We start from the raw sequence: 21,924 nt of genomic DNA, 5'->3' as shown, positions 1-21,924 counted from the left end.
CGGGGGCGGACAGGTTCCAGATCACATAAAAATTATATAAAACCAATATGATGGCGGCGATAAAGCCGAACCTTATAGAAAAGCACCTGCAAAACGGGTTCTGGCAGGCCCAGCAGGTTGAAGACGAAGGACAGGACGCCACCCTGACAGAGCGCCTGTTTCAGCATGACGTTTCTCCCCCCGCAGAGGCGAAGCCTGTAATGGCAGGCGCTGTGGCTGCAAACATTGCCGGTGGTTCGCTTTTGGGCTAGGGAGTCAGCTTATTTTCCCCTCTCCCCATGAAGATGGGGAGAGGACGACGAGCAAGGCGAAGCCGCAGAACGTCGGGTGAGGGGTATCGGGCCGACGGTCGTCATGGCCCCTCACCCGGTCGCTTTCACTCCGTTCAGCTCCCGTCCTCTCCCCATAAAGATGGGGAGAGGGGAAGGATTTTTTGGGTTACCGTGCTTTTGGCAAGCTAAGCAGAGGAAGAGTATTCGTGACCGCTTTTGCGCCTGTTGACACCCGCAAAGATATAGGCCGCGAAGGCATTGCCGCCGCCGTGGCCGGGCTGGAAACGCCGCTGGTCTTCAAGGGCGCGGTGGCCGGCTGGCCGCTGGTGCGTCAGCCTTCCGTGGATGCGCTGATCGACTGTCTGAAGGCGGCTGATGCCGGAAAGCCGGTGGAAACCCTGCGCCAGACCGGCGGCGACGGTCGTTTCTTTTATGGCGAAGATGGACAGGGCTTCAACTTCCAGCGCGCCTCTGTGCCGCTGGCCATGACGCTGGAGCGGCTGCGCAAGCTGGCTGGGGATTGCGGCGGCGATGAGCGGCTCTATATCCAGTCGGCGCCCCTTGATCTCTATTTCCCGCAACTGGCCGCCGAAAACCGCCTGCCGGGGATCAAGGCCGCGCCGCGCGCCTGGATCGGCAATCGCGCCGTCACGGCAACCCATTTCGATCTGTATGACAATCTGGTCTGCATGGTGGCGGGGCGAAAGCGCTTCATCCTGTTTCCGCCGGAGCAGACGAAAAACCTGTATATGGGGCCGCTCGACCACACGATTTCGGGTGTGCCGACTTCGATGGCCGATATTGACGCGCCCGATTTTACGCGCTTTCCGCGCCTGAAAGAGGCGCTGGCGGCGGGCCTTGTGGCCGAGCTGGCACCGGGGGATGTCCTGTTCGTGCCCTATATGTGGTGGCATCAGGTCATGTCGGATGAAGCCTTCAACATGCAGGTCAATTACTGGTGGAATCCGGCGGATGATTTGCCTCAGCCCATGCAGGCGCTGATCCACGCCCTGCTGGCCGTGCGCGATCTGCCGCCGGGTCAAAACCGCGCGTGGAAGGCGATGTTCGATCACTTCATCTTCCACCAGTCCGATCCGGTGGCCGATCATTTGCCGCAAGCCCTGCGCGGACTATTGGGTGATATGCCGACCGATCAGCGCATCGACATACTGAAAGGACTGGGCAAGGGGCTGGCCGATTAGAGCAACGAGCGTTTAATTTGACTTACAAATTGAAGGCGAGATGCGGAAAAACGTAAAATATAGAGTGGGTTGCATTCCTTTGACCGATTCAATCAGAATGCAGACCGCTCTAGAGACGATACCCCTCCGTCACCTTCGCTTCGCTCGCTGCCACCTCCCCACGCCCAGGGAAGATTGGGCGCAGGGAGGAGGGGGAAGACGGCACATCCCACCTCCCCATGAAAATGGGGAGGTGTCGGCGCAGCCGACGGAGGGTATCCTTTTAACGCCCCGTATGGCGTTCGCGCAGGATATTGAGCACGTTTTCGAGCGTCGTGCCACGCGCCATCAGCAGTACCGACAGGTGGTAAAGCAGGTCGGCGGCTTCCGAATGCAGTTCGTCATCATCGCCGCAGCGACCAGCCAGCGCCGTTTCCAGACCTTCTTCGCCAACCTTCTGGGCGATCTTGGCCAGGCCCTTCTGCATCAGGCGGGCGGTGTAGGAATCGGCGGGCGGGGCCTTAGCGCGGTCGCTGACCACAGAGGCCAGCTTGCCTAAGAAACCGATGCCCGGTGCATCTTCATGGCCAAAGCACGAGGTGGTTTTGGTGTGGCAGGTCGGGCCATTGGGGCGGGCATAGACGAGCAGGGCGTCTTCGTCGCAATCGGCCAGCACGCGGTCGAGTTCGAGCGTGTCGCCGGAGGTTTCGCCCTTCATCCACAGGCGCTGCTTCGAGCGCGAGTAAAACGTCACCCGCCCGCCCTGCAAGGTGGCCTTCAGCGCCTCGGCATTCATATAGCCGAGCATCAGCACTTGCAGCGTATCGGCGTGCTGGACGATGGCAGGCACGAGGCCGCCGTCCTTATTGAAGTCGATGCGCTCAATATCGGCGAGGGTCAGCGGATCGGGCAGGGTGTGGGATTCGGACATGGTTCGGCGCTTTCAGGATTAAGAACCCCCACCACCATTTCGCTTCGCTCATGGTCCCCCTCCCCAACACGTTGGGAAGGTATAAGAATGTCTATACCTCCCCAGTTGACTGGGGAGGGGGGCCGCGCCCGGAGGGCGGGGTGGTGGGGGTTCTTACTTAATTGACTTTACAATCTGACGGCTATTCCGGCGGCGCGAAGATCGCGTTTCAGATCGGGAATAGCAATGATTTTCTTGTGAAACACCGAAGCGGCCAGCGCGCCGGACACATCGGCCTGATCAAACACCTCACTGAAATGCTCAGGCGCACCCGCCCCGCCCGAAGCGACCAGCGGAATGTGCAGCAAATCGCGCACCAGCCGCAGTTGCTGGATGTCGTAACCCTTGCGCACCCCGTCCTGATTCATGCAGTTCAGCACGATCTCGCCCGCCCCCCGGCCTTGCGCCTCCACCACCCAGTCGAGCGTGCGACGGCCGACGGTACGCATCTTGTCGGGATCGCCAGAATATTGGTGGACGATATAGTCGGTGCTTTTTTGTTTTTGCAAATCCTCTTCCCCTGCCTGTAACGCACCCTTATCGCTGCCAGAGATTTGCAGGGCTATTTCGCGGCTGTCGATGCCAACCACCACGCATTGCGAGCCCGCCATTTCGGCCAGTTCGTTGATCAGGTCGGGGCGTTCGAGCGCCGGTGAGTTGATCGACACCTTATCGGCCCCCGAACTGAGGCACATGACGGCCTGTTCGGCAGTGCGGATTCCACCGGCCACGCAGAACGGAATATCGAGGGCGCGGGCAATATCGCGCACCCAGTTATAATCGACCGTGCGACCTTCCGAGGAGGCGGTGATGTCGTAAAGCACCAGTTCGTCGGCGCCTTCGTCGCGGTAGCGCAGCGCCATATCGACGGCGTCGCCCAGCACTTCGTGGCCGACAAACTGCACGCCCTTGACGACCTTGCCGTCCTTGACATCGAGACAGGGGATGATGCGTCTGGCTAACATGGGGAGTGCTTTCCAAAAGATATTTCGATCCTCCCCTGCGCAGCGGGGGAGGTGTCAGAGCGAGCCTCTGGGCGAAGTCGCTGACGGAGGGGGCATAGGGACGGCAGGGAAGGCCCCCTCCGTCGCGGACGTCGCCGCGCCACCTCCCCCGTACGCTGCGCTACAGGGGAGGATGAGAGGATATTAGCCGACATTCAAAGCTGCCTTCAGGTCGATCAGGCCTTCGTAAATCGCCTTGCCGACGATCGCGCCATGCACGCCCAGCGCCTTGAGATCATAGAGGTCTTCAACCGATTTCACGCCGCCCGATGCCTGAATTTCGAGATCGGGGCGCTTTTGGCGCAGACGGCGCATCAGCTCCATATTCGGCCCCATCAACATGCCATCGCGCGACACATCCGTGACGAGAATGCGCTGGGCTGTCCCGACAGGATAATAGTCCAGCACGTCCCACAGCGAGATGCCCGAACCTTCCACCCAGCCGTGCAGGGCGGCGTCGAAATCGCCGTCCTTCGTAGGCAAAACATCCAGCGCCAGCGTGATGCGTTCCTTGCCGAAATCGCTGAGCCAGCCGCGCACCTCTTCGGGGTTTTTCACCGCCGCCGAACCGACCACCACGGCCGAAACCCCGGCGTCGAGCAGGGTCTGGACGTGTTTGCGTGAGCGCACACCGCCGCCGGTCTGGATCTTCGCCTTCGACGCCTTGGCCAGCCGCCCGATCAGTTCGTGCTGCTGCGGCGATCCGGCTTTCGCGCCGTCGAGATCGACAATATGCACCCACCGGGCGTCTTCGGCATTGAACAGTGCCAGCCGTTTGAACGGGTCGGAATCGTATTTGGTGACGGCGTCAAAGCGCCCTTGCGCCAGACGGACGCATTCACCCTTGATCAGGTCGATAGCAGGATAAAGGATCATAGGACTGTAAAATCAAACATTTAGGGTGAAAAGGAAGAACCCCCACCACCATTCGCTTCGCTTATGGTCCCCCTCCCCACTAAAGTGGGAAGGTATAAGAAGAAATGTCTTTTCTTATACCTCCCCGGCTAGGCCGGGGAGGGGGGCCGCGCCCGAAGGGCGGGGTGGTGGGGGTTCTTTTAAATCAAAGGCGAACGAAATTCTCCAGTATCTTGGCGCCGACGGTGGAGGAGCGCTCCGGGTGGAACTGGCAGCCCCAGACATTGTCTTTACGCACCATAGCGGCGAAGGGCTGGCCATAGGTTGAGGTGACCAGCGTATGTTCAGTAACCGGGCAGGCAAACGAGTGGACGAAATAGGCATAATCGCCGTCCTGCACGCCTGCGTTGAGCGGATCGGGGCGCGTGACGGCAAGCTGGTTCCAGCCCATATGCGGCACCACCAATTCGGGCGTGGCCTCCATCTTCGTCACCCGGCCGGGGATCAGGCCTAAGCATTCGACATCGCCTTCGTCGGAACTATCAAACAGCAATTGCTGGCCGAGGCAGACGCCGAGCAGGGGCGCGGTGACGCCGCGAATAGCCTCATAAAGCCCCAGTTCGCGGATGCGGTGCATGGCGAAACCCGCCGCACCGACGCCGGGCAGCACCACCTTTTGCGCGGCGGCAATCTCCGCCGGATCGGAGGACAGGGTGGCCCTGGCCCCCAGCCGTTCCAGCGCGAACAGCACGGAAGCCGTATTGGCGCAGCCGATTTCAATAACAATGATTTCAGTACCGTTGCCGGTCATTTTACAATCCAATAATTTATGGGTCCAGGGGCTGTGCCCCTGGTTAGGCTAACATGCCCTTGGTGGAGGGCAGGGCGTCGCCTTCGATGCGCGTGGCCTGGCGCAAGGCGCGGCCCAGCGCCTTGAAACAGGCCTCGGTCTTGTGGTGGTCATTGCCGCCCTCGACCTCGACATGCACGGCGGCCCCCAGGGTTTCCGACAGCGAACGGAAGGCGTGGGCGGTCATTTCGGTCGGGTAATCACCGATATGGTCGGCATCGAAATGGCCTTTGAAGACGGCGAAGGGCCTGCCGCCGAGATCGACGGAGACGTGCGCCTCCGTCTCGTCCATCGGCAGCACAAAGCCGAAGCGCGCCATCCCCGCCCGGTCGCCGAGCGCGAGTTTCAGCGCCTGACCGAAGGCCAGCATACAGTCTTCGATCGTGTGGTGGGCGTCGATTTCGAGATCACCCTCGCAGGCCAGTTGCAGCGAAAAGCCGCCATGCGTCGCCACCTGATCGAGCATGTGGTCGAAGAAGCCGACGCCGGTATGGAGGGCGACGGGCTTGGGCTGATCCAGATTGACCGTGACGGCGATCTTGGTTTCCTTGGTGTCGCGCAGCACTTCGCCAATGCGTGGCGGTTTGCCTTCGGGGGCCACATCGAGCGCGGTCAGCAGACGGTTATTGGCGGCGATGTCGCCCAGAGCCAGCAACAGGCCGGTAGGGGTGACCTGCGGCGTCAGCCCCATGCGCTTCAAAGCGGTGGCGGTGAGGCCCGCATCTTTCGGATGCAGTACCACAAACGGGCCATCGTGCAGATCAAAGCCATCCAGTTGCGCGGCGCGGTTAAGCGCTTCACTCACGCGGGTCTGCTCGGCGCGCAGAGTGGCGATGCGCGCGGCCACGCTAAGGCTGCGAGACGGCGACAGAGCGCTTTCGGCGGCGCGGATCGAAGGCGTCGGCAGCGGGTTGGGCTCGCAATAGCGCAACAGGCCTTGCAGGGTTTTCGGCGTGGCGATCAGCGCCCCGACGCGGGCGCCACCCAGACCGAACAGGAAGGACAGGCTTTTCAGCACCACCACATTCGGCTCGGTCACGGCCAGCCCAGCCAGACTGCCGCCTGCGCAGGCATCGCAATAGCTTTCGTCGATGACCAGCAGGGCCGGGAAAATATCGACCGCCAGGGTGCGGGCGCGCACCATGTCCCAGACGCGGCCATCGCTTTGGGCGGGATTGTCGATCAGGTAGAGGCCGCCGCCCTTGGGCAGGGTGCCCGTAGCGGGCGGCTGGCGCACGGTCAGATTATAGACGGTGCCGAGTGCCTCGACATAAGGATCGGGCGCGCCCCAGACAAATTCATGGCCATGCACACGCAGGCGGCGCATCAGGATTTCGAGCGCGTGCGAGGCCCCGCGCGTCACCATCAGATTGTGCGCCTCGACGCCGTAAACATCGGCCATGCGCGCTTGCAAGGGCTCAAGCGTTGGCGGCAGGGATTCCAGTCCGGCACCCGTGGCGTTCAGCGAAGAAAAGGGCGAGTTAAACATGGGCAGCAGCTCCGCCTGTCGGGTTGGAAAGCAAGAACCCCCACCACCCCGCCCTGCGGGCGCGGTCCCTTGGCTTTGCAAAAGCTGTACTTTTGCTTTGCCAAACCCCGGCAAGCCGGGGAGGTATAGATGAAGGTGCATTTTTTCTTATACCTCCCCAGTTTACTGGGGAGGGGGACCGCACGAAGTCGCGTAGCGGCTGAGATGTGGTGGTGGGGGTTCTTACGTCCATCCTACACCTCCAGCCGGAAGTCAGCCGCCCTGCGCTCAAGCAGCGAAGCGGTAGCGCAACAACCATGCGTGGCGGCGATCATTTGACGGGCCATATCTACACTTCCAATCTAAAGTCAGCCGCCAAAGCATGAGCTTCCAGCCCTTCGAGGCGCGCCAGCCGGGCGGCGGCGGGGGCGATGGCGGCGGCCCCTGCGCGGGTCGCCTTCTGCACCACAAAACTGGTCAGATATGAGCGCACCGTGATACCGTCATAGGCCTTGGCCGCGCCATCGGTAGGCAGGACGTGGCTGGGGCCCGCCGCATAGTCACCAAAGGTTTCGGCAGCATAAGCACCCGCGAAGATGGTGCCCGCGGCGGTCAATTGCGGGATGATCGCATCGGCATCTTCGATCTGGATGGCGAGGTGTTCGGGGCCATATAGGTTGGACACTTCAGCGGCCTCTGCCAAAGACGACACGATGAAGGCGCGCGCCTGATCGAGCGAAGCCCTGGCGATGGCGGCGCGCGGCAGGCGCTCGACCTGAACGGCCACCTCGGCCTCGATCTTCTCGGCCATGCTGCGCGACAGGGCCACCAGAATGACCTGAGCATCGGCGTCGTGTTCGGCCTGAGACAACAGGTCGGCGGCCACCAGTTTCACATTGGCGGTATCGTCGGCGATGCACAGCAGTTCCGAAGGCCCGGCGGGCATGTCGATGGCCAGACCCGACACGCGCTCGGTGGCATATCTTTTCGCTTCGGCGACGTACTTATTGCCGGGGCCGTAGATCTTGTCGGCGGCAGGCACGCCTTCGAGTACGCCCAAAGCCAGGGCGGCAATGCCGTGCGCCCCGCCGACCCGCCAGACGGCGTCAAGGCCAGAGGCTGCGCCCGCCGCGATCATCATCGGATGGATCGAGCCGTCTTTTGACGGCGGGGTGATGCAGACGCGATTGGGCACACCGGCCACCAGCGCGGGCACAGCGGTCATGATCAGGGTGGAGAACAGAGGCGCGGTGCCGCCCGGTGCATAAAGACCGGCGGTGGTGATCGGGCGATAGAGGCGTTGCAAGCTGAGGCCGGGCTGCGGCGCGATGACCGGGCCGGTTTGCGGCAGTTCGGCAGCCTGAAAGGCGCGGACATTTTCGACCGCCAGTTCCATGGCGGCCAGATCGTCACTTGATAATTGCGCGCGGGCGGCATCGACCGTTTGGGTGTCGAGCGCGATGCGGGTCGGCGCGTGGCCATCGAGGCGCACGGCCCAGTCGGTCAGGCCCGCAAAGCCGCGCGTTTCGATGTCGTCAAAGATAGCGCGCACCCGTTCCAGCACCGCCGGATCGCGGCGGTTTTCCGGCCGGGCCAGGGCGACCTTGCGCTCCGAGGCGCTCAAATCATTCCAGATAAAGGTTTTCATCGTTTGCGATAAGAAAGACGCCCCACCACCACATCTCGCTGCGCTCGTGCGGTCCCCCTCCCCGAAATCAGAGATTTCAGGGAGGTATAAGAAAGATCATTATACCTCCCTGAACGCGAAGCGTTTGGGGAGGGGGACCGCGCCCGTAGGGCGTGGTGGGGGGGTATCTTGCTTCCTCCTATTTCATCATCTTTTCAATCGGCAAGACCAGTATGGCCGAAGCCCCGGCTGCCTTCAGCTTGTCGAGCGTGTCCCAGAAAACACTTTCCTGACAGACGGCATGAACCGCCACCACATCGTCGCGTCCGGCCAGTTGCATGATGGTCGGCGCATCGGCGCCGGGGATCATGCGGATAATCTCATCCAGATGGACGCGCGGCGCATTGAGCATGACATATTTAGCACCTGTTGAGGCGGTGACGCCATCAAAGCGGCGCACCAGCATATCATAGGTATGCTCCAGTTCGGCGGCAGGGGCGTGCGGGGCCTTGATCAGCACGGCCTCCGATTTCAGCACCAGATCGCAGGCCTTCATGGCATTGGCTTCGAGCGTCGCCCCGGTGGAGACGAGATCGCAGATGGCGTGGGCGATCTTCATGCGCGGGGCCACTTCGACTGCGCCGCGCATCTCAACGATCTCTGCCGTGACGCCATTATTCCTCAGCCACTTGGCGAGGATATTCGGATAGGAGGTGGCGATGCGTTTGCCTTCCAGCCATTGCGGGCCGCTATAGTCGGCCTCGGCGGGCACGGCGATTTTCAGCGTGCAGCCGCCAAAACCCAGACGCATCACGATCATGTCTTCGAGGTCTTGATCGGGGAAGTGTTCGGCCAGCACATTGAGGCCGACGATGCCCAGTTCGGCGACATTATCGGCCACGAAGGTCGGGATGTCGTCGTCACGCACGCGCAGAAGGTCGATCGGCTGGTTTTCGATGCGGTACAAAAGCTCATTAGCGCCCTTGACCACGCGCAGGCCCGCGCCCGCGATCAGTTCGAGCGAGCGGTCGGCCAGACGGCCCGATTTCTGGACGGCGATGCGGAGGCGAGATTCAGTCATGGTGTAATCACTCAGTTTCAATGTTTCGTACTCCGAAGCCGTTTGGCTTCGGCAAGGGCGACCGCCCGCCGCGCCCTTTGGCGCGAGCCAAGCAGGCTTTAGCCTGCGCCCGGCGCTTGAGGGGCTTTTAACTTATCCAGCACGCGCCGGTAACCTTGATGAGGCATATCGCGCAGGTAACGGGCGACGCGGGTGATGGTGGTGGTCGAGGCACCCGTGCGCAGGGCGATCTCGCGGTAGCTAAGCTGGCCCTCATCGAGCAGCCGCGCCACCTTGAAGCGTTCGGCGAAGGCGCGCAGTTCCGACGGCGTGCACAGATCGTCGAGAAAGGCTTGCGCCTCTTCGAGCGTTTGCAGGCCGAGAAGAGCTTCGGCCAGGGCCTGAATATCCTCCGCGCCGGGTTTGGGATGCGCCATGTATCACCGTAGTAGTGTGTTAGCGCGTTGATACAAAATTATGCAGATAAAAGCAAGCGGAAATTTCTCCTTCCCCTCTCCCCTTATTAAGGGGAGAGGACGGGAACCAAGCGTAGCGAAGGCGACCGGGTGAGGGGCAATCTTTGTGTCGCCATCAAGCCCCTCATCCGGCCTTCACTGTGTTCAGGCCACCCATGACGGACAAAACGACATGCGTTTTGTTGCCGTCAAACCCCTCATGAGGGGAGAAGGGAAAATAAGGCGTGACAGGCATGATCCTAGAACCGCTCCTTCGCCGCCAGACCCAGACCGCTGGCCACCGACGAAAACCGGTCGCCATAGGCGATGCGCGCCGCCGGAAAGGCCGCCTGCATGGCCGCTTCAAAACCGGGCATGGCGGTCGAGCCGCCGGTCATGAACAGGGTCTGGATGCGGTCGGCCGCCAGCCCCGCCCGTTCTTCGACCGTCATCACCGCCGTGGCGACGATGCGCGCGACATCGCGGGCAACGGCCTCGATCAGGGCTTCGCGGCTGATCTCACGCCGCCAGCCTGTGGAGATGGCGCTGAAATCGGCCACGGTGGTGTCGGTGTCCGACAGGGCGATCTTGGCGGCTTCCAGCGTGTTGGCGATGGCGTGACCGGCCTGTTTTTCGATCACCTCGATCAGTCGCGCTGTTTTTGCGCGGTCGGCGGCCAGATGATGCACCTGCCGGATGCCGGTCATCGCCTTTTGCGTATAGAGGAAGTTGATCAGGTGCCAGGTGGAAAGTTGGTGATAATAAAGCCCCGGCATATCGAGGCCGCTTTTCAGCTTGTCGCGGAAGCCAAGGTCCAGCATGGCGGTATTGAGGCTGAGGCGGGTGTCGAAATCGGTGCCGCCTAAGTGGACACCGGCATTGGCGAGGATGCGGCGTTGGTGCGCGCCCAGTTCCAGCACCGAAAAATCGGAGGTGCCGCCACCAATATCAACCACCAGCACGATCTCGTCGCGCGTCAGGTTTTCGGCATAGTGGCGCGCCGCCGCCAACGGTTCGTACTCAAAGCCGATGTTTGTAAAGCCTTGCGCCTGCGCAATGCCGCGCAGTTCGGCCTCGGCGCGGGCGTCGGCCACCTCGTCGCCATCGACGAAATGGACAGGCCGACCCAGCACCACGTCCTCGATGGTTTCGCCCGCCACCGCCTCGGCGCGCGCCTTCAGATGGGCGATATAGAGGCCGATCAGGCTGCGGAAATCCTTGCGCCCGCGCCCGATTTGCGTGGTTTCACCGATCAGGCTGGAGCCGAGGATCGATTTCAGCGCCCGCATCAGCCGGCCTTCATAACCATCGAGATATTGGGCGATGGCGTCGCGCCCGAAGGCGATGGCGTCGGTTTCGCTATTGAAGAACAGGGCCGAGGGCAGGGTGACGGCGGAGCCTTCCACCGCGACAAGGCGCACATCTGCGCCTGCGCCCAAGGCCACGGCGGAGTTGGACGTGCCGAAATCGATACCGCAGAAAGGACGGGACATGAAAAGCGCCTGAACCGGAAAGGGGCGGCGTGTTTAGCGGCATATGGCCGGAAGTGGAAGGGCTAGAGCAACGAGCATTTAATTTGACTTACAAATTGAATGCGAGATGCGGAAAAACGTAAAATGTAGAGCGGGTTGCATGCCTTTGACCGATTCAATCAGAATGCAAACCGCTCTAATCGGCGTGCATATAGATGGCTCGCTACCGTTTAACCTCCCCTGATTTCAGGGGAGGGTGCCCCCGAATGGGGGAGGGTGGGGTTAAAGTCCGCTTGGTTATTCGCCGGGGATTAACCCCCTCCGGCGCGATGCGCCACCTCCCCCTGAAATCAGGGGGAGTTCTTTTAGAACAATTATATCTCGATCAGCACATCGGGCAATTCGTTGCGGTTTTCAGCGCCCGCCGGAAAATGCTGCGTCAGGGCGTCGCCGCACAGGGCCACCGCCGCCTCAAAGCCGCTGGTCAGGTCGCCTTTCTTGATATGCTTCAATAGCGCCGCCACCGTGTCTTTCCACAGGGCCTGATCGACGCGGGCATGGATGCCGGAATCGGCGATCACCGCCACGAAATGTTCTTCCAGCGCGCAGAAGATCATCACGCCGGTGTGGCTTTCGGTCTTGTGCAGGCCGCGCGCATAGAATTGTTCGGTCGCCTTTTCACGCGCCTTGCGGTGTTTGATCGACCTGGGCGTCAGCCACAGTTTCAGGGCTGTGAAACGCACCACCAGATAGACCACCCCGAAGATGAGCAACTGAAAGAGGCCATAGATGGCCAGGTTTTGCAGGTGATTATAGCTGGCCAGCGTGGCGTGCGCCGCCTGCCAGCCCGCCACCTGCACCGGCACAAGTTCGTCAACCCTAATGCCGAACAGGGCCAGAATCAGCGGCAGGACGAGCGCCGTGCCAAAGCCCCAGGCCAGTGGCGTTTCGCCATAGTCCATCGCCCTGGCCTTCAGCACGCAGGTGATTTCACCCGATGTCGTGGCCTCGGCGCGGGTGATGGCCGCATTGATGCGGGCGTGATCAATATTGAGCTTGCCCATTACCAGCCTCCTGATGCCCCGCCGCCGCCAAAACCGCCGCCGCCGCCGGAGAAACCCCCGCCGCCACCGAAACCGCCACCGCCGCCAAAGCCGCCATCGCGTCCGCCGCCACCCATGAGGCTGCCGAGCAGAAGCCAGGGCAGCCAGCCGCGTGAGAAGATGAGGATCAGGATGATGATGAAGATGATGACCGGAAGGGGCAGTCCGCCATGCTGGGGGGCTGCGGCCTGTGCCTGGGCGGCTTGCGCCTTTTGAATGGCCACGCCGCGATCGAGCGACAATTGCTGGATGATGGCGTCGATTCCGGCCTCGACGCCGGCATTATAATCGCCGGTCTTGAAGGCCGGTAAGATGTCGTGGCGGATGATCAGGCTGGACAGGGCGTCGGTCATGACCGGTTCGAGGCCATAACCCACCTCGATGCGCACCTTATGGTCGTTGGGCGCCACGATCAGCAGGATACCGTTATCCTTGTAGGTCTGGCCATTGGAAGCCTCAACCTTGCCCGACTGGCCGATTCCCCAGAAACGGCCAAGCTGATAGCCGTAATCCTCAATCGGATAGCCTTGCAGATCGGGCACGGTGACCACCACCACCTGATCGGTGGTGGCGTTTTCCAGCCCTTGCAGCTTGAGGGTCAGATCCTGTTTCGTGGCATCGGACAGGATATGGGCGTCATCGACGACGCGCTGACCGGCCAGAGCCGGAAACGTCGGGTCGGCATGGGCCTGACCCGCCATAAGACCGGCCGCGCATAGAAGGGTGGCGAAGCCGAGCCAAAGGGCGGCCGCGAACGACCGCCATGCCCTCACAGGATCAGATAAAGCCATCACGTCGGCTTATTGCGAAGCGGTCGCGGTGCCCGCCGTCGAGAAATCGACCGTCGGGGCATTGGCGTCAGCCGCCGGTGCGGTGAAATACTGCATCGGTTTCGAGCCAGAATAGACGGTCTTGGCCCAGATGATCGACGGGAAGGTGCGCAAGGTGGTGTTAAAATCCTGCGCCGCGTCGTTATAATCTTTGCGGGCGATCGCGATGCGGTTTTCATTGCCTTCAAGCTGGCTTTGCAGGGTGACGAAGCCCTCGTTCGATTTCAGATCGGGGTAGCGCTCCTGAATGACCATCAGACGGCCGAGCGCCGAGGACAGACCATCCTGCGCCTGCTGGAACTTCTGGAACTGCTGCGGATCGGTCAGGGTTGAGGCATCGACGCTGACCTTGGTGGCCGAGGCGCGCGCATTGATCACATCGGTCAGGATACCGCGCTCATTGGCGGCAGCGCCCTTCACGGTGGCCACCAGTTGCGGCACCAGATCGGCGCGGCGCTTATATTCGTTTTCCACCTGCGACCATTTGGCCTTGGCGTTTTCTTCCTTGGTGGGGATGGCGTTGACGCCGCAACCCGCCAGGCCAGTGACAAGGCTCAAGGCCGCGATAAAACCGATGATGCGCGTGAATTTCATGAGGGCTCCCCTGTGTCGATGTATCGGGGCATAAATCTGCCCCTGATCACTCATATGGGATGTCATAGCGCAAATTTAAGGCGGGCAAAAGAAGAAGTGGTGAGGTATCCAGGAACGCCTGAAGATCAGCCGGCTTTCGCATGGATGCGCAGGTCTTTCTGCATCTCATACTGGATGAAGCCGTATTGACCGAGATTGACCGGCAGTTCGTAGGCGATATTGAAACCGGAGCGCAGGCAGAATTCGACGGCGGGCGTATAGTCTTTGTTGACGGTGACCGACAGTTGGTTGACGGGGCCAAAATGCGCCTGAGCCGCCTCGATCAGCGCCTTGCCCAGCCCGCAGCCGCGATATTCGGGCAGGACATAGAGCCGCGAAATATGGAGGCATCCGTCCTTCAGGCTGGCCGACAGAAAACCGACTTCACGGTCGGCCAGGCTGACCAGCCAGAAACACTGGCCGCGTTCGCGCATGTCTGCTTCCAGCCGGTCAGAGTCGAACAAGGCACTGGCCATTGCGTCTATCTGATCGGGTGCCACGATCCTGCGGTAGCATTTCGGCCAGATCTGCATGGCCAGTTCGTGGACGATCTCAAGTTCGTCGGCGGATACAAGTCGGCAGCGGGGAGAATAGGACATGGCGCGGCTCCGCTTTGGGTATGGAATCAGGAGGTCATTGTATTTGCAGCAGTAAACACCTCGAATTTTGCGAAATTAGGGCCGCCTTATGCCCGATCCGGCAATAATGTGCTGTCAGATGATCACAATTGCCTTAATCAGGCGATGCGGCGGAACTGACGCATGGCTGTGCATAACATAATCGCGGTGCGCGGTTAAGTTGTTAAATGCACGGTAACGGGTTTGTTATGGAGCTTATTTTCTCGCTTTGCGGGTATAGTTAAAGCAAAATTAAGCTTACTGATGAATTTTACAGACGTTTGCACATGACATAATCGGTAAAATCATAGGGCCCCATGCGCACCGGCACCTCGGCTTCGATCAGAAAGCCGCTGCGCTGATAATAGGCGATGGCCGGAGCATTGTCCTTATTGACATTGAGCGCCAGTTCGCGCGCCGGAAAATGCTCAAGCGCGGTCTCCATCAGCGCCTTGCCGAGGCCGTGGCCGCGAAAATCATCGCGCACATACAGTTTTTTCAGCCACAGGCGCTCGCCCTCCAGCCAGGCGGAGGCATAGCCGACATCCAGCGCGCCGACCCGCGCCAGCCAGAAGACATGGCCCGCCCGCATCTCGGTTTCCAGTGCCTCGCTGGCATAGAGAACGGCCAGCATCGCGTCCACCCGGTCGGGGCCGATGATGTTGCGGTAGCATTTGGGCCAGATGATCAGCGCCAGTTCGCGCACGATCTCCAGCTCGTCAGCCCCGATGCGGCGAATAGTGGGCGCACGCGCCATGCTCTTTCCGTCCCGGCATTTTATAGGTTTCTCCGGCTACTATGTTTTGCGGGGGTGAAATTGTCCAATAAAAAGATGTGGTGCTAGAGCAACGAGCGTTTAATTTGACTTATACCAATCTCGCCTATCGATGACTCAATTGTGAGTTTGTAAATTCGCGAAGCATGATTCCTTGGGTGCCTGGGAGGTATCCGAGATGTTGAAACTGAGAAACGATTTTGATGCTGCGGGTTTACGCAGTCTTGCGCGTCATAGCCGTGACGCCAACCAGGCTCGTCGCCTTTTAGCGCTTGCCGTGGTTTATGATGGGGGAAGCCGTTCGCAAGCCGCTAAAACCCTTGGATGTGGCGTTCAAATTCTTCGAGACTGGGTGGAACGTTTCAATGATGGCGGTCCAGACTACCTATTTGACCGCAAGGCCAAGGGGGCCGCGCCGAAGTTGAATGACGCGCAACAGCAGGCCTTGATCCGTATGGTCGAGGCCGGCCCTATCCCCGCCATTCACGGTGTCGTTCGTTGGCGCCTGATTGATCTGGTGGGCTGGATCCACGATGAATATGGGATATCCATGGCCGAGAATACCTTGGGGGGCGTTCTAAAAAAGCTCGGTTATCGCAAGTTATCGGCTCGCCCCAAGCATCACGCTCAGAATGAATATGCCCTTGAAGAATTTAAAAAAAACTCCCAACCGAACTGGCAAAGATCAAATCGAAGCTCCCAAAAGGAACTGACGTAGAAGTTTGGTTTCAAGATGAGGCAAGGTTTGGCCAGAAAACCCAGATAACACGGCGCTGGGCCCTGCGCGGGGTCGTGTCCCAGCGAGTGGTGTAACTGGGTAAGAGCGTAGCGCATGGCTCGCTGCCCATTCAAAAGGGCAAAGCGAGCCTTAGCGTAGCGGGTTGGTCATCAGTGATTTTCGGATAGGTTTGGGTTGCGACACTCATTCCAGAACGAAAGAACACCGATGACCGACGATATGATGGCCCTGAAAGGGCTTGTTGAAAAGACCTCAGACAGCGATTTGTTGCGCGACATGATCAGCTTCACGGCTGAACGCTTGATGGCATTGGAAGTGAGCGGCATGACCGGTGCCGGCTACCATGAGAAAACCGGCGACCGGCTGGTCCAGCGCAACGGCTATCGTGACCGAGACTGGGAAACACGCGCAGGCACGGTCGAGCTTCGGATCCCGAAGCTTCGTAAAGGCAGTTACTTCCCGGGTTTCCTGGAGCCCAGGCGCGTGGCCGAGAAGGCACTGACGGCTGTGATCCAGGAGGCTTACGTTCAGGGTATCTCGACGCGCTCTGTCGATGATCTGGTCAAGGCGATGGGGATGAGCGGCATCTCCAAGAGTCAGGTCAGTCGGCTGTGCGAAGAGATCGATGACCGTGTGAAGGCTTTCCTGAACCGCCCCATTGAAGGGGAATGGCCATACATCTGGATTGACGCTACGTATCTGAAGGTGCGCCGGGGCGGCCGTATCGTCTCGGTCGCCGTCATCATCTGCGTTGGCGTCAACAGCGACGGCAGGCGTGAAGTGCTGGGCATGGAGGTCGGCACCTCGGAAGCCGAACCGATCTGGGCAGAGTTCCTGCGCAACCTGACACGCCGGGGCCTGCGTGGTGTCAAACTTGTGGTCTCTGATGCCCACATCGGGATCAAGGGTGCCGTCTCCAAGGTTCTCAACGCCACCTGGCAGCGCTGCCGTGTTCACTTCATGCGCAATGTCTGCGCCCATGCCGGCAAGAGCGGGCGACGCGTCGTCTCTGCCTTCATCGGCACGGCCTTCGCCCAGGAGACGGCGGAAACGGCGAGTACCCAATGGCGAAACGTCGCCGACCAGCTCAGGCCCAAAATGCCAAAGCTGGCCACGATCATGGACGAGGCTGAGCACGATGTCCTGGCCTATATGACCTTCCCGAAGGAACACCGCATCAAGCTGCACTCAACCAACCCCATTGAACGGCTCAATGGCGAAATCAAGCGTCGCTGCGATGTCGTGGGCATCTTCCCAAACGACGATGCCATCACCAGACTGGTCGGCGCCATCCTGCTCGAACAAAATGACGAATGGGCGGTTCAGCGCGGACGCTACATTACCCTTGAAACCATCGCACAACTCAGCGATGATCCACTTCTCAGCATGCCAGCCGTGGCAAACTGAGCGAAACCCGGACCTGTCCGGAAGTCATTGATGCCAAGCGCTCAATTACACCACGCCCTGGGGCACGATCCTGCGCGGAACCCGACCGAGTGCGCCGAAAGATCAGCGCACCAAGTCAGCCTACATATTCGGTGCCATTTGCCCATATAAAGGAAAGGGCGCGGGAATGATTATGCCGTTCTGCGACAGCTTTGCCATGGCGCAACATCTTGATGAAATAAGCGCCGCCGTCGATAAGGGATGCCATGCCGTTCTCATCCTGGACAAGGCTGGGTGGCATACGTCGGGAAAACTCGTCGTCCCCGACAACATTACACTTCTACCCCTGCCGTCGAAGGCGCCGGAACTCAACCCTGTCGAAAACGTATGGCAATTTATGCGCCAAAACTGGCTTTCAAATCGCATCTTCAACTCCTACGAGGACATTGTCGATCTCTGTTGCGAAGCCTGGAACAAGCTCATCGATCAACCGTGGAGGATAATGTCCCTCGGAATTCGAGAATGGGCCAAAGAGTGCTGATTAACTGAGGTTGGTATTACAAATTGAATGCGAGATGCGGAAAAACGTAAAATGTAGAGCGGTTTGCATTCCTTTGACCGATTCAATCAGAATGCAGACCGCTCTAGAGCGCATCCCGAAAAGTGTGACGCACTTTTGGCTGACGCCGAACTGCGTTTCGGATCCAGATGCGCGTCAAAACAAAAGCTTAGAGCGCCGATCTGATTCTATCAGATCGAAGTGCGCTCTAGCCGGTTATTTTGTGGTTTTCAGCCCCACCACGCGGCCCGGCATTCCGGCAGCGTCGAGATAGGTTTCATCTCCGATGGTCTGGCTTTCCAGCACGGTGACGAAACCGCCCGGCGTGGTTGGCGAGCGCGTGACATGGGCGGTGGCAGGCGTGGCGTCGGGCCCGCCGGTCAGGGCCTCATTGATCACCCGGCCCTTCAGCACGCCTTTCGAGGGCAGGCTGAAGCCGAGAATATGGGCCAGTGTCGGGGTGATGTCGGCGTTGGAAACGGGCGAGTTATCGATAAAGCCCGTTTTGAAATCGGGGCCGGTGGCGGCCATGAAATTGCGTGTATTGGCGCGCGTCAGTCCGCCATGATTGCCCTGACCCTGTTGCAGGTTGGTATCGGACACCATCACCGAGCAGATCTCTGGATCATGCCATTTTTTGACGCACGACGGCAGGGCGAAATCGGCGAAGCTGACATAGATGGCGGGCCGTTCGGTGCGCGCAGACCCTTCTAAACCCACGGCGCTCATCGGCAAGGCTCCGGGGATGGTGCCCAGGCCGTCATCGACGAAGATCGCCGCCACATAGTCTTGTGTCGTCAGGAATTTGACGATGCGCGGGGCTAATGTGCGGGCCGTTTTCGGATCGAGATAGATCAGGTCGGAGCCGCCGCTTTCAACGACTGTCGCTTCGGGGGCTTGCGCATCGGGGCCCAGACGAGCCATGCCCTTGGGGTGGAAGCCCTGGGTATAGTTGATCGGCAGGCCATTATTGTCGGCCAGCGGCAGGTTCAGGGCGTGGGCCAGATCGATAGCCATAAAGCCATCAGGCAGGAAGCCCTTCACCGTATCATTGGGATAGGCCAGGCTGGCGGCATAAGAGGTCTTCGACTGGCGCGAAATGGTCGAAAAACCATGATCGGCGGTGACGAAGATGTCGGTATTATCGTAAATGCCGAGCGTCTTCAGTTCATCGATCAGGGCCTGAAGATTGTCCGAAGCATTGCGCACGGCGGCCAGCGAGGTCTTGCCATTGATGCCGGGCGAGAAACTGTTCAGGCTGTCGCCCTGATTATGCTGGGTGCCGTCAGGATCGCGCGACCAGTACACCAGAGCGAAGGGCTGGCCCGTGGCGGCAAAGCGCGGCAACACCACCTTGGTGGCCACATCGACAAACCACGGCTGCTGCTCGATATTGGCCATTTGGGTGCCGGGCGTGGTATCGCTGCCGGTATCGCCATTGGTGCCGCGACCGGGCGCCTGCACGGCGATGTCCGCCGCCTGCATGGCGGCGATCACATCGGCGGGCAGGGGAACGGCGCGGTCTTTCCTGCCGGTCGAATCGTCGAAAATCAATGTCGATTTGCCGTCGGCGGCGTCGATGTCCTGAATGAGGATCGGGCCTTCCTTGCCGATGGCGGCGGTCTGATAGCCGTTGTCGCGCGCCAGATGCAACAGGCTCATCTCGTCGAGATAATTGCCGCCAAAAGCTGCATTGGTCTGTTTCAGCACCAGATCGTCCTCCATGCCGTGAACGGTCTGGTTCGGCGCGACGGGCAGGCTGGGCAGTTTGAGGCTGTTGGCCCATTCGCCGGTATCACCAATACCATGACCCGTGGCGATGGCCGAGGCATTGACCGTGGTGACGGTGGGGTACATGGCGTGGGAATTGCGGAAATCGACGCCGTTTGTCTGAATATTGGCGAAGGTCGGGGCGGTGTCATGATTGACAATGCCATAGCGCAGGCCATCGGCCACGAAGATGATGACATTGCGCGGCTTGGCTGCCGCAGGTGCCGTCTGGGCTGCCGTTTGGGCATACAGGGCTGGCGCCCAGCTCAGGGCCAGACAGAAGGCGCTGGCCAGCAGTCGGATCTTGGTCTTGGAAACAAAAATGCGTGTCATGATGGCGTCCTCCGCACCCGCTGTTTACGACGCAGTCATGACAGTTTCATGTGGAACGGGGCAGGCACAATGGAAAAATGCCGCAGTGCATAAAAAAACGCCCGGAACCTGGGGGGGAAAGGTTCCGGGCGTAAGGACGCCGCACTTTGGGGGGGACAGGGGGAGAGCGGCGCCGCTGCTGGTTGGGTTGGTGATCTGATTACGCCGCTACCGCGCAGTTGGATCAGGCGAGCCTGAAAATTTTTTCAGGCCGCAAACGGCAGGCCCAGCGCCTCGGCCACCGGCTGGCAGGTGATCTGGCCGCCCGCCACATTCAGCCCGTTCATCAGATGCGGATCGGCGGCCAATGCAGCCGAAACCCCCATGCGCGCCATCTTTGCCACAAAGGGCAGGGTGGCGTTATTGAGCGCCAGGGTCGAGGTGCGCGCCACCGCCCCCGGCATATTGGCGACGCAATAGTGGACGATACCATCGACGATGAAGATCGGGTCCTGATGGGTGGTGGCGTGCGAGGTTTCAAAACAGCCGCCCTGATCGATGGCAATATCGACCAGAACCGCCCCGGCCTGCATGGTTTTCAGCATGGCGCGCGTCACCAGTTTGGGCGCAGCGGCACCGGGGATCAGCACCGCGCCGATGACCAGATCGGCTTCGCGCAAGGCCTGCGCCAAAGCGGCCCTGGAAGAAAAGGCGGTCTTCACCCGGCCATGAAACATCTGGTCGATCCCGATCAGCTTATGGGCATTGATGTCGAACAGGGTAACATCCGCCGACAGCCCCACCGCCATCTGGGCGGCATTGACGCCCGCCACGCCGCCGCCGATGATCACCACCTTCGCCGGGGCCACGCCGGGCACGCCGCCCAGAAGCACGCCGCGTCCGCCGAACGCCTTGTGCAGATAGGTGGCCCCGACATGCACGGATAGCCGCCCGGCCACTTCCGACATGGGCCGCAGCAGCGGCAATCCGCCCTCGGCCTCGGTGACGGTTTCATAGGCGATGCAGGTGGCACCTGAACGCATCAGGGCCTCGGCCTGTGGCTTGTCGGCGGCCAGGTGCAGATAGGTGAACAGGGTCTGCGAAGCTTTGAGGCGCGCACATTCGGCCAGTTGCGGCTCCTTGACCTTGACGATCAGCTCACCCGCCGCGAAGGTTTCCTCCGGCGTGGCCAGGATGGTGGCCCCGGCGGCGCTATAGTCGTCATCGGAAAAGCCGATGCCCGCGCCGGCCCCGGTTTCGACGAACACCTGATGGCCCTGATGGCTCAGTTCGGCCACCGAATGCGGCACCAGACCGACGCGGTATTCGTGGTTCTTGATTTCCCTGGGCACGCTGATTTTCATCGTGATCGTCCTTTTAAAAAAGCACCCAATGAAATCAGTATGATCCTAAGCCTGCGGGAAATTCTGGAAATTATATGACTTGAACTGGCAATCTGATGGATATATTCTCACAAGCATGGCTGGCAGCGATAAATTTTCCGATCTGGATTCTTTTGACCGCGAACTGATCAGGGTCTTGCGTCAGGATGCGCGCGCCACTTCGGCCGATCTGGGGCAGGCGGTCGGACTGTCGCCTTCCGCCGCCCATCGCCGCGTCAAAATTCTCGAACAGAAGGGCGTGATCGCCGGTTATCGCGCCGTCATCGCCGACAATGTGCAGGGCAAACAGGGCACGGTGTTCGTGCATGTCACCCTGCATGACCAGCGCCGCGAAACCTTTGAGAAGTTCGAGAAGGCGGCGATTGCCTGCGCCGCTATCGAGGAATGCCACCTGATGTCGGGCGAGGCCGATTATCTGCTCAAGATCGTGCTGCGCGAAAGCCTGTCCTATGAGGATGTTCACCGCGACGTGCTGTCCACCATGCCGGGCGTGTCCAAGCTGGTCAGCCAGTTCTCGATCCGCACGGTGAAGGTGGGCTAGCCCCTGGGTCGTTACGTGTTTATGGTAAGGCTGTTGCGTGTG

21 protein-coding genes and 1 pseudogene are annotated in these 21,924 nt (G+C 60.4%); 5 read left to right on the top strand and 17 right to left on the bottom strand.

The features are described from left to right. Positions 1–32 precede the first annotated feature (32 nt). Positions 33–167, bottom strand: coding sequence for a hypothetical protein (locus QB905_RS07680; RefSeq protein WP_282974112.1), 135 nt, complete (start codon positions 165–167; stop codon positions 33–35). Between the two features lie 311 nt (positions 168–478). On the opposite strand from QB905_RS07680, the gene QB905_RS07675 reads away from it, so the two are divergent. Beyond that, positions 479–1,474, top strand: a complete 996-nt coding sequence (locus QB905_RS07675) for a cupin-like domain-containing protein (RefSeq protein ID WP_282974110.1) — start codon at positions 479–481, stop codon at positions 1,472–1,474. A gap of 262 nt (positions 1,475–1,736) precedes the next feature. Here QB905_RS07675 and hisIE read toward each other — a convergent pair whose 3' ends face one another. The 14 genes from hisIE to QB905_RS07605 all read right to left on the bottom strand — a co-directional run bounded on the left by hisIE (position 1,737) and on the right by QB905_RS07605 (position 15,154). Next, positions 1,737–2,384 carry a bifunctional phosphoribosyl-AMP cyclohydrolase/phosphoribosyl-ATP diphosphatase HisIE gene (gene hisIE / locus QB905_RS07670; protein ID WP_282974109.1) on the bottom strand — a complete coding sequence of 216 codons (648 nt, stop codon included), beginning with the start codon at positions 2,382–2,384 and terminating at the stop codon, positions 1,737–1,739. A gap of 167 nt (positions 2,385–2,551) precedes the next feature. Further along, positions 2,552–3,388, bottom strand: a complete 837-nt coding sequence (hisF, locus tag QB905_RS07665) for an imidazole glycerol phosphate synthase subunit HisF (RefSeq protein WP_282974108.1) — start codon at positions 3,386–3,388, stop codon at positions 2,552–2,554. 183 nt (positions 3,389–3,571) lie between these two features. Next, entirely contained in the window at positions 3,572–4,303 is a 732-nt protein-coding gene (gene hisA / locus QB905_RS07660; protein WP_282974107.1) for a 1-(5-phosphoribosyl)-5-[(5-phosphoribosylamino)methylideneamino]imidazole-4-carboxamide isomerase, read from the bottom strand. 184 nt (positions 4,304–4,487) lie between these two features. Further along, entirely contained in the window at positions 4,488–5,093 is a 606-nt protein-coding gene (gene hisH / locus QB905_RS07655; RefSeq protein WP_282974105.1) for an imidazole glycerol phosphate synthase subunit HisH, read from the bottom strand. Between the two features lie 43 nt (positions 5,094–5,136). Beyond that, positions 5,137–6,621 carry an imidazoleglycerol-phosphate dehydratase HisB gene (gene hisB / locus QB905_RS07650; protein ID WP_282974102.1) on the bottom strand — a complete coding sequence of 495 codons (1,485 nt, stop codon included), beginning with the start codon at positions 6,619–6,621 and terminating at the stop codon, positions 5,137–5,139. Between the two features lie 328 nt (positions 6,622–6,949). Next, positions 6,950–8,248: a histidinol dehydrogenase gene (gene hisD, locus QB905_RS07645; RefSeq protein ID WP_282974100.1), complete on the bottom strand. Its 1,299-nt coding sequence runs from the start codon at positions 8,246–8,248 to the stop codon at positions 6,950–6,952. A gap of 178 nt (positions 8,249–8,426) precedes the next feature. Next, positions 8,427–9,308 carry an ATP phosphoribosyltransferase gene (gene hisG, locus QB905_RS07640; protein ID WP_282974099.1) on the bottom strand — a complete coding sequence of 294 codons (882 nt, stop codon included), beginning with the start codon at positions 9,306–9,308 and terminating at the stop codon, positions 8,427–8,429. A 98-nt stretch (positions 9,309–9,406) separates the two neighbouring features. Further along, positions 9,407–9,724, bottom strand: a complete 318-nt coding sequence (locus tag QB905_RS07635) for a YerC/YecD family TrpR-related protein (RefSeq protein WP_282974098.1) — start codon at positions 9,722–9,724, stop codon at positions 9,407–9,409. Positions 9,725–10,002: 278 nt separating this feature from the next. Beyond that, entirely contained in the window at positions 10,003–11,235 is a 1,233-nt protein-coding gene (locus tag QB905_RS07630) for an Hsp70 family protein (RefSeq protein WP_282974097.1), read from the bottom strand. A 353-nt stretch (positions 11,236–11,588) separates the two neighbouring features. Then, positions 11,589–12,278 (bottom strand): TPM domain-containing protein, encoded by a 690-nt coding sequence (locus tag QB905_RS07625; RefSeq protein ID WP_282974096.1) that lies wholly within the window; start codon positions 12,276–12,278, stop codon positions 11,589–11,591. Then, positions 12,278–13,108, bottom strand: a complete 831-nt coding sequence (locus QB905_RS07620) for a TPM domain-containing protein (RefSeq protein ID WP_282974095.1) — start codon at positions 13,106–13,108, stop codon at positions 12,278–12,280. The genes QB905_RS07625 and QB905_RS07620 overlap by 1 nt, the downstream gene beginning before the upstream one ends. Before the next feature lie 9 nt (positions 13,109–13,117). Continuing rightward, a complete protein-coding gene (locus QB905_RS07615; protein ID WP_282974093.1) occupies positions 13,118–13,741 on the bottom strand; it encodes a LemA family protein in 624 nt (207 codons plus the stop codon). A gap of 125 nt (positions 13,742–13,866) precedes the next feature. Further along, a complete protein-coding gene (locus tag QB905_RS07610; RefSeq protein WP_282974092.1) occupies positions 13,867–14,379 on the bottom strand; it encodes a GNAT family N-acetyltransferase in 513 nt (170 codons plus the stop codon). 289 nt (positions 14,380–14,668) lie between these two features. After that, positions 14,669–15,154 (bottom strand): GNAT family N-acetyltransferase, encoded by a 486-nt coding sequence (locus tag QB905_RS07605; protein ID WP_282974091.1) that lies wholly within the window; start codon positions 15,152–15,154, stop codon positions 14,669–14,671. Between the two features lie 196 nt (positions 15,155–15,350). Between QB905_RS07605 and QB905_RS07600 the strand changes: the two genes are divergently transcribed. From QB905_RS07600 to QB905_RS07590, 3 genes and pseudogenes are all read left to right on the top strand, one after another. Then, positions 15,351–15,890: a helix-turn-helix domain-containing protein gene (locus QB905_RS07600; protein ID WP_282974090.1), complete on the top strand. Its 540-nt coding sequence runs from the start codon at positions 15,351–15,353 to the stop codon at positions 15,888–15,890. A gap of 228 nt (positions 15,891–16,118) precedes the next feature. Then, positions 16,119–17,318 (top strand): IS256 family transposase, encoded by a 1,200-nt coding sequence (locus QB905_RS07595; protein ID WP_282973519.1) that lies wholly within the window; start codon positions 16,119–16,121, stop codon positions 17,316–17,318. 52 nt (positions 17,319–17,370) lie between these two features. Beyond that, positions 17,371–17,838 (top strand): annotated as a pseudogene (locus tag QB905_RS07590) (IS630 family transposase); the annotation flags it as partial. 234 nt (positions 17,839–18,072) lie between these two features. Here QB905_RS07590 and QB905_RS07585 read toward each other — a convergent pair. Together QB905_RS07585 and ald are read right to left on the bottom strand one after the other, a co-directional pair. Beyond that, positions 18,073–19,959, bottom strand: a complete 1,887-nt coding sequence (locus QB905_RS07585) for an alkaline phosphatase family protein (protein WP_282974089.1) — start codon at positions 19,957–19,959, stop codon at positions 18,073–18,075. Between the two features lie 245 nt (positions 19,960–20,204). Next, the gene (gene ald / locus QB905_RS07580) at positions 20,205–21,302 is read right to left on the bottom strand and encodes an alanine dehydrogenase (protein WP_282974087.1); all 1,098 of its coding nucleotides are present in this window, start codon (positions 21,300–21,302) and stop codon (positions 20,205–20,207) included. 115 nt (positions 21,303–21,417) lie between these two features. Here ald and QB905_RS07575 point away from each other — a divergent pair, with 115 nt between their 5' ends. Further along, on the top strand, positions 21,418–21,882 hold the full coding sequence (locus QB905_RS07575; RefSeq protein ID WP_282974086.1) for an Lrp/AsnC family transcriptional regulator: 465 nt from the start codon (positions 21,418–21,420) through the stop codon (positions 21,880–21,882). Positions 21,883–21,924: the final 42 nt, after the last annotated feature.

It is taken from the genome of Asticcacaulis sp. EMRT-3, from assembly GCF_030027245.1.
In the GTDB taxonomy this organism is placed as follows: Bacteria; Pseudomonadota; Alphaproteobacteria; order Caulobacterales; family Caulobacteraceae; genus Asticcacaulis.
This window is presented reverse-complemented; position numbering and strand designations above follow the sequence as displayed.

What these genes read in the sequence shown, in the direction of transcription:
- QB905_RS07605 (WP_282974091.1), bottom strand. Translation starts at nt 15,154, where the DNA reads ATGGCGCGTGCGCCCACTATTCGCCGCATCGGGGCTGACGAGCTGGAG.
- ald (WP_282974087.1), bottom strand. Translation starts at nt 21,302, where the DNA reads ATGAAAATCAGCGTGCCCAGGGAAATCAAGAACCACGAATACCGCGTC.
- hisB (WP_282974102.1), bottom strand. Translation starts at nt 6,621, where the DNA reads ATGTTTAACTCGCCCTTTTCTTCGCTGAACGCCACGGGTGCCGGACTG.
- hisA (WP_282974107.1), bottom strand. Translation starts at nt 4,303, where the DNA reads ATGATCCTTTATCCTGCTATCGACCTGATCAAGGGTGAATGCGTCCGT.
- QB905_RS07575 (WP_282974086.1), top strand. Translation starts at nt 21,418, where the DNA reads ATGGCTGGCAGCGATAAATTTTCCGATCTGGATTCTTTTGACCGCGAA.
- QB905_RS07625 (WP_282974096.1), bottom strand. Translation starts at nt 12,278, where the DNA reads ATGGGCAAGCTCAATATTGATCACGCCCGCATCAATGCGGCCATCACC.
- QB905_RS07610 (WP_282974092.1), bottom strand. Translation starts at nt 14,379, where the DNA reads ATGTCCTATTCTCCCCGCTGCCGACTTGTATCCGCCGACGAACTTGAG.
- hisG (WP_282974099.1), bottom strand. Translation starts at nt 9,308, where the DNA reads ATGACTGAATCTCGCCTCCGCATCGCCGTCCAGAAATCGGGCCGTCTG.
- QB905_RS07630 (WP_282974097.1), bottom strand. Translation starts at nt 11,235, where the DNA reads ATGTCCCGTCCTTTCTGCGGTATCGATTTCGGCACGTCCAACTCCGCC.
- QB905_RS07635 (WP_282974098.1), bottom strand. Translation starts at nt 9,724, where the DNA reads ATGGCGCATCCCAAACCCGGCGCGGAGGATATTCAGGCCCTGGCCGAA.
- QB905_RS07600 (WP_282974090.1), top strand. Translation starts at nt 15,351, where the DNA reads ATGTTGAAACTGAGAAACGATTTTGATGCTGCGGGTTTACGCAGTCTT.
- hisD (WP_282974100.1), bottom strand. Translation starts at nt 8,248, where the DNA reads ATGAAAACCTTTATCTGGAATGATTTGAGCGCCTCGGAGCGCAAGGTC.
- QB905_RS07680 (WP_282974112.1), bottom strand. Translation starts at nt 167, where the DNA reads ATGCTGAAACAGGCGCTCTGTCAGGGTGGCGTCCTGTCCTTCGTCTTC.
- QB905_RS07585 (WP_282974089.1), bottom strand. Translation starts at nt 19,959, where the DNA reads ATGACACGCATTTTTGTTTCCAAGACCAAGATCCGACTGCTGGCCAGC.
- hisF (WP_282974108.1), bottom strand. Translation starts at nt 3,388, where the DNA reads ATGTTAGCCAGACGCATCATCCCCTGTCTCGATGTCAAGGACGGCAAG.
- hisIE (WP_282974109.1), bottom strand. Translation starts at nt 2,384, where the DNA reads ATGTCCGAATCCCACACCCTGCCCGATCCGCTGACCCTCGCCGATATT.
- QB905_RS07595 (WP_282973519.1), top strand. Translation starts at nt 16,119, where the DNA reads ATGACCGACGATATGATGGCCCTGAAAGGGCTTGTTGAAAAGACCTCA.
- hisH (WP_282974105.1), bottom strand. Translation starts at nt 5,093, where the DNA reads ATGACCGGCAACGGTACTGAAATCATTGTTATTGAAATCGGCTGCGCC.
- QB905_RS07615 (WP_282974093.1), bottom strand. Translation starts at nt 13,741, where the DNA reads ATGAAATTCACGCGCATCATCGGTTTTATCGCGGCCTTGAGCCTTGTC.
- QB905_RS07620 (WP_282974095.1), bottom strand. Translation starts at nt 13,108, where the DNA reads ATGGCTTTATCTGATCCTGTGAGGGCATGGCGGTCGTTCGCGGCCGCC.